Genomic DNA, 9,643 nt, shown 5'->3' with positions numbered 1-9,643 from the left:
GATCCTGTCGCCCGAGGGCCGCGAGATCGCGCGCGGGCTGGTTGCCTATGATGCCGCCGATGCCGTAAGGATCGCAGGTCTGAAGACGGCCGAGATCGAAACCGTGCTCGGCTACGAGGCGCGCTCGGCGATGATCCACCGCGACGACCTTGTGGTGAGCCATTCTGGTGACCAAGTACGGGCCAGCGACCAAGTATTGGCCGGTGGCAACGTAAGCGGAGGATGAGCCATGCTGAAGCTGCATGAAAAATCCGGGGATGACACCGTAGCAACGATGGCCGATATCGGCCGCCGCGCCCGCGCTGCCGCCCGACCGCTGGCCATCGCCACGACCGCCGCCAAGAACGCCGGGCTTCTCGCCATGGCCGAGGCGATCGTTGCTTGTGAGCAGGACATTCTCGACGCCAACGCCATCGACATCTCGAACGGCCAGGAATCCGGACTTTCCGCCTCCTTCATGGACCGGCTGAAGCTCGATCCGGCGCGCATCCGAGCCATGGCTGAAGGCATCAGGGAGATCGCCGCGCTGCGCGATCCGGTCGGCGATGTCATCGCGCAATGGGACAGGCCGAACGGCCTGCATATCGAGCGTGTGCGCACGCCGCTCGGCGTCGTCGGCGTCATCTATGAGAGCCGCCCGAACGTCACGGCGGATGCCGGCGCGCTGTGTCTCAAGGCCGGCAATCCGGTGATCCTGCGCGGCGGCTCGGATTCGCTCAATTCTTCGGCCGCCATCCATGCCTGCCTGGTCGAAGGGCTGAAGGAAGCCGGCCTGCCGCAAGACGCCATCCAGCTGGTGCCGACCACCGACCGCGCCGCCGTCGGCGAGATGCTGAAGGGGTTGGGTGGTTCGCTCGACGTCATCATCCCGCGCGGCGGCAAAAGCCTCGTCGGACGTGTGCAGAACGAGGCGCGGGTGCCGGTCTTCGCGCATCTCGAAGGCATTTGCCATCTCTACATCGACCGCTCGGCCGATCTCGACATGGCGGTGCGGATTGCGGTCAACGCCAAGATGCGGCGCACCGGCGTCTGTGGTGCCGCCGAGACGCTGCTGGTCGACCGGGCGGTTGCCTCCACGCATCTGGTGCCGATCCTCGACGCCTTACGCGCCGCCGGCTGCGAAATCCATGCCGATGCCGACGTGCTGAAAGTGTTTTTCGACGCCAAGCCGGCGACCGATGCCGACTGGGTGACCGAATATCTCGATGCTGTCATCGCGGTGAAGCTGGTAGACGGTATCGGCGGTGCGATCGAACACATCGAAACCTTTTCCTCGCATCACACCGAGGCGATCGTCGCCGAAGATGCGCAAGCGGTCGAAAAATTCTTCAACGAGATCGATTCGGCGATCCTGCTGCACAATGCCTCGACGCAGTTCGCCGATGGCGGCGAATTCGGCATGGGCGCCGAGATCGGCATCGCCACCGGCAAGATGCATGCGCGCGGACCGGTCGGCGTCGAGCAGCTGACCTCGTTCAAATATCGCGTGCGCGGGTCGGGACAGGTGAGGCCTTGAAGCTTTTCGTCGTCAGAGCCTGAGGCAATGCTGGCATCTTCCGAACCGGCGGTACCCTTCCGTTACCTGAAGATGCCGCACGCCGAAAAAGGCCTCGCCGTTGGCTTGTTCGGAGGCTCGTTCAATCCGCCGCATGCCGGCCACGCGCTGGTCGCCGAGATTGCGCTGCGACGCCTGGCGCTTGATCAGCTGTGGTGGATGGTGACGCCGGGCAATCCGCTGAAGAGCACCAGGGAATTGGCGCCGCTCAGCGAACGGCTGCAACTGTCCGAGCAGATCGCCAAGAACCCGAAGATCAAGGTCACCGCCTTCGAGGCCGCCCATCATGTCCGCTACACCGCCGACACGCTGGCGCTGGTCAAGGCGCGCAATCCTGGCGTCGACTTCGTCTGGATCATGGGTGCGGATAGTTTGCGCGATTTCCATCGCTGGCAGCGCTGGCGCGAGATCGTCATGACCTTCCCGATTGCCGTCATCGACCGCCCGGGAGCAACGCTGTCGTTCCTGTCTTCGGTCGTCGCCAAGACCTTCGACTATGCCCGCGTCGACGAGGGCGATGCGCCGCGGCTTGCCCGCATGAAGGCGCCGGCCTGGACCTTCATCCACGGCCCGCGCTCGTCGCTGTCGTCGAGCGCGATCCGCAAGCTGGCGAAGGGGTGAGCCCACTCGCCCGGCCATGTCGCTTTTATCGCTCCCCTTGCCCGTTTCATGGGCAATCCTGAGCAGGCATGTCGATTCCCAGGAAAAACCGTAGCGAAGCCGAGCAGGGCGCCGAGCCCACGCCGCTGATCGCGATTGCCAGCGTCATCGTGTCGATGGCGCTGATCGCCGTCGGCAACGGGCTGATGTTTGCTTATATCCCGGTCCGGCTCGGCGCCGAGGGTTTCGATCCGACCTGGGCCGGGCTGATCATCACCGGACTTTCGGCTGGCGGCCTCGCCGGCTGCATTCTGACCGGACCGCTGGTGCGAAGGGTTGGCCATGCCCGCGCCTTCATGGTGCTGTCGGCGCTGATCGCGCTGGCCAATGCCGCTGTCGGCGCCGGGGTCCATCCGCTGCTGTGGATCGCCGCCCGCGCACTCTACGGCTTTGCCATATGCGGCCTGTTCATCGTTGCGCAGAGCTGGCTCAACGATGCCGTTGCCAATGCCATTCGCGGCCGGGTGATGGCGTTTTTCTACGTTGCCTATGTCGCCGGGCTCGGCGTCGGCTATGCGACGCTGGCGCTGGTCGATATCAGGACGGCGGATGCGCCGCTGATCGGTATCGTCTTCACGGCGCTGTCGATCCTTCCCGTGGGGATGACGCGGCTGGCCCAGCCGCCGGCGCCGCAGGCGGCTTCAGTGGCGCTGCGCCGGGCCTGGCGGATTTCGCCGGTCGGCGTCGCCGGCATGCTGGCGGTCGGCGGCCTGTCGATGTCGATCGCGGGCTTCGCTCCGATCCATGCCACGGCCAAGGGCTACAGCCAGGCAGACGTGGCGCTGCTGCTTTCGGCGATGCCGGTCGGCACGCTGATCCTGCAAATCCCGCTTGGCTGGATTTCCGACCGCACCGACCGCCGCTATGTGCTGATCGCCGCATCCGCGCTCGCCATGGTCGCCGGCCTGTTCGCGCTCGGGTTCGATGGCGGCGCGCTGGCGGCGCTGGTGGTGATTTATATCGTTTGGGATGGCGCCTCGGAATCGATCTATTCGCTTTCCAGCGCGCATGCCTCCGACCGTGCCGGCAAGGAGGACATGGTGGCGCTGTCCAGTTCGCTGCTGTTTGCCTGGTCGCTGTCGGGCTTCGTCGTGCCAGGCATCGTGACGGCGCTGTCGGCTGTCTTCGGAACGCAGGCCTTCATCTATGTGGCGATCCTCATCGCCGCTGCGTTCTGCATGTTCGTGCTTCTGCGCGTGTTCACGACGCAGGCTGTTCCTGCCGGTGAAACCGGCAGTTTCGCACCGATGACGGCGCAGGCGCCTTTGCCGGTGGAGCTTGCGTTCGCACCGGACGAGCAGGACCGACACAGGGGCAGCTGATTATTGCCGGCGGGCTTCCGGTTGCGGCGCTTCCGGTGGCGGTGGCGGCTGCGGGATCGATATGCCTTCCGAGTCGAATTCCTGCTTGGCGCGCTTGGTGAGATCGGTCTGGGTGGCGAAGAAATCAGCCGACGATGTCCAGTAACGCAAGGCAATCGAAACGGTGCTTTCGCCCAATGTCGCGACGAATGCGATCGGTGCCGGCTCACGCTTCACCCGTCGCTCGGCGGCGGCAATTGCAAGCAAGGTCTTCTGAGCGCGGTCGATGTCGTTCCATGAACCGATGCTGAGCGCGATGTCGCTGCGGCGCACGCCGTTGCGCGAGAAGTTGCGCACCGGCTGGTTCCACAGCGTCGAATTGGGCGCGAGGATGTAGACGCCGTCGGCGCTCCTGAGCTTGGTCGCGAACAGGCCGATCTCCTCGATCGAGCCGGCAATCGAACCGACCTCGACGGACTCACCGATGCGAAATGGCCGCAGCGCCAGAAGCATGATGCCGGCGGCAATGTTCTGCAGCGTGCCTTGCAACGCCAGGCCGATGGCCAGGCCGATGGCACCGATCGCGGCAATTATCGACGCCGTCTGCACGCCGAATTGGCCGAGCACCATGATGGTGACGAGGATCAGGATGGCATAGCGGACGATCTTGGAGAAGAAATGCCGCAACGTTGCATCGAAACCATGGATATGGCCGAGGCCGGCGAAGATCGAACGTTCGGCAAGGCCGGCGATGATGTAGCCGACAACCAAGAGGATGACGGCACCGATGGCCGAGAAGGAGTAGGAAACGATCAGCGTACTCAGCTGCGCGAGGCCAGCCTGGACGGTGAGAAGGGCGTTTTGCGGGTCGATCGGCATGGCAAGATTCCGGTTGGTCGGCGAGCCGATAACCCATGCGGGCGGCGAGGGTTCCGATCTTTTCCAGCGTGCGGCGAAACCACAGGACCGAGAATACGTTGGTGCGGGGCGGGGTCCCGTCTTGAAACTGTCAGGGAACTCTGCCTATCTAAGTGGTGTCACCTGCTTTTGGGGGTGATTTGGTTGTTCTTGCTGCGAAAGGAAATACACTGAGAACAGCACTGCGGAAGAAGGCCGATATCATGCCTTCGCCGGCCAGGATCAGCGTAGACGACGCCGTGTCCCGCGCCATCAAGACAGTCCTTGCCAGTCTGGAAGACTCCAAGGCCGAAAATATTGTCTCAATCGACATCCAGGGGAAATCGAGCCTCGGCGACTATATGGTCGTCGCTTCGGGCCGATCGCACCGTCATGTTGCGGCTGTCGCCGATCATCTTCTCAAAGCGATCAAGGATGCCGGTCTCGGCACTGCGCGCGTTGAGGGGTTGGCAGGCGCCGACTGGGTCCTGATCGATTCGGGCGACATCATCGTCCACGTCTTCCGCCCTGAAGTCCGCGAATTCTACAATCTCGAAAAGATGTGGCAGGCGCCGGATCTCGAGGAAGAGACCCTCCACTAAGCCGCCTTTGTTTTGATGCATGTCGTTGTTCCAAAACCGATTCCTACTTTGGTGACATGCATTAGCGGCTTACAGGGGCGAGGATGAAGATATCAGTTCATGCCGTGGGCCGGATGAAAGCCGGCCCCGAGAAGCTGCTCGCCGACCGTTATTTCGAGCGCTTCGCCAAGAGCGGTCCGGCGGTGGGGCTTGAATTTGCCGGCATTGCCGAGATAGCCGAGGGGCGTGCCCAGACCGCCAGCGAACGCCGGCGCGAGGAAGGCCAGAAGCTGCAGACACATTTGCAGCCCGGCACCGCGCTGATCCTTCTCGACGAACGCGGCAAAAGCTTTTCCTCGGAGGACTTCGCCGGGCGCCTTGGCCTGTTGCGTGACGGTGGCCGCAAGGCGCTGGTCATCGCCATCGGCGGCGCCGACGGCCACGATCAGTCGCTGCGCGACCAGGCCGAACTGGTGATGTCGTTCGGATTGCTGACCTGGCCGCACCAATTGGTGCGCGTGATGCTGGGTGAGCAGCTTTATCGGGTGGCCACCATTCTTTCGGGACATCCCTACCATCGCTCGTAAATCGGTGAATTGGCGCGACCTGCCCGGATTTCCGCCCCAATGCCGCGCCAGATTGGACCTTTGGTCTTATGCATGTCGTTTTCCCGAAACCGGGACCACTTCTGGGCGACATGCATTCGGGAACGGGCCTTTTCAAACATGGTTGATGGTTCGTTAACGAAGCCGCAGATAGAGTCGACACCGGATGTCTGAAGGCTGGAAATCGAGAACGGGCTCATGGCGCGCGCGCTGCGGCATCGCGGCGGCGGTGCTTGTGCTGTCGCTGCATGCGGGGCGGGCCGAAAACACGCTCGACATGGCTCCCGATCCGGACCAGAGCCGGGCTGAATACGAACGGGTCTCGAAGGAGATCACGCTGTCGTCGGAACGGTTGGCCAAGCTCTCCGCCGACATCGCGACCATCAAGAAGGATCACGCCTCGATCACTGCCGCACTGATCCAGTCGGCGATGACCGAGCAGAAGCTCGGCCAGGACATCGAGGACATCGGCGCCAGGCTGGAAGGGCTGAAGGGCCAGGAGCAGAAGATACGTGTCTCGCTGGTGGCGCGGCGTGATGTGCTTGCCGAAGTGCTGGGCGCGCTGCAGCGCATGGGGCTGAACCCGCCGCCGGCGATCCTGGTCAAGCCGGAGGACGCGCTGTCGTCGGTGCGCAGTGCCATCCTGCTCGGTGCCGTGGTGCCGGAACTGCGTCAGCAAACAGATATCCTGCTCGCCGATCTCAAGGAGCAGTCGCGGGTCACGGCCTCGATCGAGGCCGAACGGGCGCGGCTAACGGCGGCGGTCGGTGACCAGGCGGCGGAAAAGAAGCGACTCGGCATGCTGCTGGAGGCCAAGCAGAAGCTCGAAGCCGACACGCAAACGCAAATGGCCGCTGAAAAGCAGCGATCCGAGGCGCTGGCGGCCAAGGCCGGCAGCCTGAAAGAGTTGATCGCCTCGCTCGAAGCGCAAGCCGACAAGAGCCGCAAGGCTGCCGATGCGGCCAAGGCTGCCGATGCCGCCAAGGCCGCCGAGCAGAAGACGGCGGATGGCGACGAGACATCAGCGCCGGCGGAACTGGCGTCGCTGCCCGTTCCGGAAAGCAACCAACTTGCCGCTGCGGCACCCTTTTCGGCGCTGCAGGGACAGATCGCGCTGCCGGTGACCGGCCGTATCAAGCTGCGATTCGGCGCCGATGACGGTAACGGCGCGGTGATGCTTGGCGACATGGTTGCGACACAATCGGGAGCCATCGTCACCGCACCGGCGGATGGGAATGTGCTTTATGCGGGGCCGTTTCGCTCCTATGGTCAACTCTTGATCCTTAACGCAGGCGACGGCTATCATGTCGTTTTGGCGGGGATGAGCAGAATCAGCGTCGCGACCGGTCAGTCAGTGCTCGCAGGAGAGCCGATCGGCGCGATGGGAGAGGCCCGGGTGGCGAGCACCTCGGTTTCGAAGAATGGAAATGCCACGCCGGAACTCTATGTCGAGTTCCGCAAGGATGGAAAACCCGTCGATCCGGCCCCATGGTGGGCGGACCGTTTTTCTGGAAGGACGTGAATAATGCGGAAACTGTCGCTTCTGTTTGCCGGTGCGCTGATGGGCGCGTCCGCCATGAGCCTTGTCTATGGCACACCCGGCTCGGCGGCGAACGCTGCAGGGTCGGAGACCTACAAGCAACTGGCGATCTTCGGCGATATCTTCGAGCGGGTGCGGGCACAGTATGTGACACCGCCCGACGACAAGTCGCTTGTCGAGAACGCCATCAACGGCATGCTTGCCTCGCTTGACCCGCACTCCTCCTACATGAACGCCGAGCAGGCGCAGGATATGCGCGTCCAGACCAAGGGCGAGTTCGGCGGCCTCGGCATCGAGGTCACCATGGAGAACGACCTGGTCAAGGTGATCACGCCGATCGACGACACCCCGGCCGCCAAGGCAGGCGTGCTGGCCGGCGACTACATCGCTAAGATCGACGGCGAAGAGGTTCGCGGCCTGACCCTCAACGACGCGGTCGACAAGATGCGTGGCCTGGTCAACACACCGATCAAGCTCACCATCCTGCGCCAGGGCGCCGACAAGCCGATCGAACTGACGGTCGTACGCGACATCATCAAGGTCAAGGCGGTCAAGTTCCGGGTCGAGAACGACATCGGCTACATGAAGATCACCTCCTTCACCGAAAAGACCTATGACGACCTCGAGAACGCCATCGACACCATCAAGAAGCAGGTGCCGGACGACAAGCTCAAGGGCTACGTTCTGGATCTCCGCCTCAATCCGGGTGGTCTGCTCGACCAGGCGGTGAGCGTGTCCGATGCCTTCCTCAACCGCGGCGAGATCGTCTCGACGCGCGGCCGTGATCCCAAGGACGTCACCCGCTTCGACGCCAAGCCCAAGCAGGTTGACGACATCAACGGCAAGCCGATGATCGTTCTGGTCAATGGCGGTTCGGCCAGTGCATCCGAAATCGTCGCCGGCGCGCTGCAGGATCTGCGCCGTGTCACGGTGGTCGGCACGCAGTCCTTCGGCAAGGGTTCGGTGCAGACCATCATTCCGCTCGGCGAGAATGGTGCGCTGCGGCTGACGACGGCGCTCTATTACACGCCGTCCGGCAAGTCGATCCAGGGCAAGGGCATCACGCCCGACATCAAGGTCGACCAGCCGCTGCCGCCGGAACTGCAGGGCAGGGACCTGACGCGCGGTGAATCCGACCTCAAGGGCCATATCAAGGGCGCCGACGAGAGCACGACCGGTTCGGGGTCGGCGGCCTATGTGCCGCCGGATCCGAAGGACGACCTGCAGCTCATCTATGCCGAGCAGCTGCTGCGCGGCCAGAAGACCGATCCGTCCTTCCCGCCCAATCCGCAAAAGGCCGTTCTCAACCAGTAGGCCCGTGGCCAACAACAGGTCTGGCCGCCTGATGGAAGCAATGCGATGCTGCCGGGACCGAAAGGTTCCGGCAGTTTGATTCGGGGGCAAGGCGAAGCCCTCAAACACGGCGCCAAGGGTGCGCCAGGATGGAAGAATTCGCGCATGTCTTTTCGAAGCGGTTTCGGCTTCGAAGCCATGCGCCCCGGGGATTAGGCTTGGCTGATATCGGCAAGGACATCGAACGCCCGCTCGGACAGGCTGTCCGGTCGCCGCGCGCTGCTGGCAAGGTCAGCGGCGGTGCGATCATGGCGACTGCGGTCGTGCTGGTGGTGGCGGGCGTCTCCGGCGCGATCGCGCTCAGGGAAAAGCCGTTTCGAAAGCCGCAAGAGGTTGCCGTTTCAACGCCGAAAGTGACAGCGGCGGCCGAGCCTGACGTCGCGCCGTCCGCTTTGGCCCCGGTGGCGGCACCGAAGCCGGAAGTGCCGGCTAAGACGGGTGGGCCGCAGATCATCCATGTGCAGACGGAAGAGGGCGATGGCCCGCCCAGGGCAGCGATCGTCATTCGTGACCCGTCGACCATCGGCCAGAACCTGAAGATCGCGCATATTCCAGACAAGGCGCTGATCGAAGCCAGCGATACCGGGCCTTTGCCTGTCCGCGCCGCCGATGGCCGACGGCCGTTCGACGTCTATGCGCGGCCCTGGTCGGGCGGGCGCGGCGCGCGCGTAGCGATCATCATCGGCGGGCTTTCGGTTTCGCAGACAGGCACCCAGGCGGCCATCGCCAAGCTGCCGGCGGAAGTGTCGCTGGCCTTCGCGCCGCAAGGCAACAGCATTGGCCGCTGGATGCAGGCGGCTCGGCAAAGCGGGCATGAGGTTGTCATGCAGGTGCCGCTCGAGCCGTTCGACTATCCGAACGTCAACCCCGGTCGCAACACGCTGACGGTGGCGGCGAGCACGGACGAGAATTTGAAGAACCTGCACTGGGCGCTGTCGCGGACGACAAACTATACCGGCGTCATGAACTACATGGGCGCTCGCTTTTCCGCCGACGCGGCGGCGATGGAACCGTTCATGGCCGAGCTCGGCAAACGCGGCCTCGCCTATATCGATGACGGCTCGTCGGCGCGCAGCCTGGCGCCGGACCTGGCTCTGAAGGACGGCGTGCCTTTCGTCTCCGGCGACATGGCGATCGATGCGGTGCAGGAT

The 9,643-nt window shown here is 63.8% G+C and carries 10 protein-coding genes; 9 read left to right on the top strand and 1 reads right to left on the bottom strand.

All coding sequences use genetic code 11. The features are described from left to right. The 4 genes from EN993_RS25175 to EN993_RS25160 all read left to right on the top strand — a co-directional run. Nucleotides 1–226 (top strand): PUA domain-containing protein (locus EN993_RS25175; RefSeq protein WP_348630429.1); only part of this gene is annotated, 226 nt, incomplete at its 5' end. A gap of 3 nt (nucleotides 227–229) precedes the next feature. Next, entirely contained in the window at nucleotides 230–1,516 is a 1,287-nt protein-coding gene (locus EN993_RS25170) for a glutamate-5-semialdehyde dehydrogenase (protein WP_127265111.1), read from the top strand. Between the two features lie 27 nt (nucleotides 1,517–1,543). Continuing rightward, entirely contained in the window at nucleotides 1,544–2,176 is a 633-nt protein-coding gene (locus tag EN993_RS25165; RefSeq protein WP_245468959.1) for a nicotinate-nucleotide adenylyltransferase, read from the top strand. 68 nt (nucleotides 2,177–2,244) lie between these two features. After that, entirely contained in the window at nucleotides 2,245–3,537 is a 1,293-nt protein-coding gene (locus EN993_RS25160; protein ID WP_126066770.1) for an MFS transporter, read from the top strand. On the opposite strand, the gene EN993_RS25155 is transcribed toward EN993_RS25160, so the two are convergent. Then, nucleotides 3,538–4,395 (bottom strand): mechanosensitive ion channel domain-containing protein, encoded by an 858-nt coding sequence (locus EN993_RS25155; RefSeq protein WP_127265110.1) that lies wholly within the window; start codon nucleotides 4,393–4,395, stop codon nucleotides 3,538–3,540. A 242-nt stretch (nucleotides 4,396–4,637) separates the two neighbouring features. Here EN993_RS25155 and rsfS point away from each other — a divergent pair, with 242 nt between their 5' ends. The 5 genes from rsfS to EN993_RS25130 all read left to right on the top strand — a co-directional run. Continuing rightward, nucleotides 4,638–5,015: a ribosome silencing factor gene (gene rsfS, locus EN993_RS25150; RefSeq protein ID WP_109664536.1), complete on the top strand. Its 378-nt coding sequence runs from the start codon at nucleotides 4,638–4,640 to the stop codon at nucleotides 5,013–5,015. Between the two features lie 83 nt (nucleotides 5,016–5,098). After that, nucleotides 5,099–5,581: a 23S rRNA (pseudouridine(1915)-N(3))-methyltransferase RlmH gene (gene rlmH / locus EN993_RS25145; protein ID WP_127265109.1), complete on the top strand. Its 483-nt coding sequence runs from the start codon at nucleotides 5,099–5,101 to the stop codon at nucleotides 5,579–5,581. A 184-nt stretch (nucleotides 5,582–5,765) separates the two neighbouring features. Then, nucleotides 5,766–7,121: a murein hydrolase activator EnvC gene (locus tag EN993_RS25140; RefSeq protein WP_109664545.1), complete on the top strand. Its 1,356-nt coding sequence runs from the start codon at nucleotides 5,766–5,768 to the stop codon at nucleotides 7,119–7,121. Continuing rightward, the gene (locus EN993_RS25135) at nucleotides 7,122–8,453 is read left to right on the top strand and encodes a S41 family peptidase (protein WP_056586250.1); all 1,332 of its coding nucleotides are present in this window, start codon (nucleotides 7,122–7,124) and stop codon (nucleotides 8,451–8,453) included. It begins immediately after the preceding gene. 197 nt (nucleotides 8,454–8,650) lie between these two features. Beyond that, nucleotides 8,651–9,643 (top strand): divergent polysaccharide deacetylase family protein (locus tag EN993_RS25130; RefSeq protein ID WP_127265108.1); only part of this gene is annotated, 993 nt, incomplete at its 3' end.

Origin of the sequence: Mesorhizobium sp. M7D.F.Ca.US.004.01.2.1 (assembly GCF_003997785.1) — a bacterium.
In the GTDB taxonomy this organism is placed as follows: Bacteria; Pseudomonadota; Alphaproteobacteria; order Rhizobiales; family Rhizobiaceae; genus Mesorhizobium; species Mesorhizobium loti.
This window is presented reverse-complemented; position numbering and strand designations above follow the sequence as displayed.

Coding starts and splice junctions, on each gene's coding strand:
- rlmH (WP_127265109.1), top strand. CDS start 5,099: ATGAAGATATCAGTTCATGCCGTGGGCCGGATGAAAGCCGGCCCCGAG.
- EN993_RS25155 (WP_127265110.1), bottom strand. CDS start 4,395: ATGCCGATCGACCCGCAAAACGCCCTTCTCACCGTCCAGGCTGGCCTC.
- rsfS (WP_109664536.1), top strand. CDS start 4,638: ATGCCTTCGCCGGCCAGGATCAGCGTAGACGACGCCGTGTCCCGCGCC.
- EN993_RS25165 (WP_245468959.1), top strand. CDS start 1,544: ATGCTGGCATCTTCCGAACCGGCGGTACCCTTCCGTTACCTGAAGATG.
- EN993_RS25160 (WP_126066770.1), top strand. CDS start 2,245: ATGTCGATTCCCAGGAAAAACCGTAGCGAAGCCGAGCAGGGCGCCGAG.
- EN993_RS25170 (WP_127265111.1), top strand. CDS start 230: ATGCTGAAGCTGCATGAAAAATCCGGGGATGACACCGTAGCAACGATG.
- EN993_RS25140 (WP_109664545.1), top strand. CDS start 5,766: ATGTCTGAAGGCTGGAAATCGAGAACGGGCTCATGGCGCGCGCGCTGC.